The sequence below is a fragment of the Mesorhizobium sp. M2E.F.Ca.ET.209.01.1.1 genome, assembly GCF_004010375.2.
Taxonomy (GTDB): Bacteria; Pseudomonadota; Alphaproteobacteria; order Rhizobiales; family Rhizobiaceae; genus Mesorhizobium.
Genome location: NZ_SADP02000155.1, coordinates 1 through 483 on the forward strand (window position 1 = coordinate 1; position 483 = coordinate 483).

General features: G+C 68.5%; 1 protein-coding gene. It reads left to right on the plus strand.

The features are described from left to right. On the plus strand, positions 1-481 hold a 481-nt coding region (locus tag EN852_RS35060), incomplete at its 5' end, for an alginate lyase family protein (protein ID WP_189546351.1). Positions 482-483: the final 2 nt, after the last annotated feature.

Here is a 483-nt window from a genome sequence, read left to right on the forward strand (position 1 = left end):
CCACGGCGTTTTCTTCGACCTGCAGCGGGCGGCCATCGCGGCGTTCCTGGGTGACGGCGCGGCGCTTGCGAAAGCGGGGCTCTATGCCCGCGAACGGATAGCGGACCAGATCGCCGCCGACGGCCGCTTGCCTGAGGAACTGTCGCGCCCCCGCCCGAGGCACTACGCCCTATCTGCCTTGCAGGGCTGGACGGTGCTGGCGCGAGTCATGTCCTCGGTCGGCGACGATCTCTGGGCGTACCGGGCGAAGGACGGACAGGGGCTGGTCGCGGCCCTGCGCTGGGCAGCGGCACATTCCGATACGCTTGCCGCGATCCGCGGCGAAACATTCGATGGGGAGCGCATCCAGCCCTTGCTGGATGATCTGGCGCGGCATCATCCCGACCAAGCCGCGCCTGCAGGCTCGCAACCAGGAGCCGCGAAGCTGGTCTTCCATCCGGACTGCGCGATCCCGCCATTCTGGATCTGGCGGCGGGCTTGATT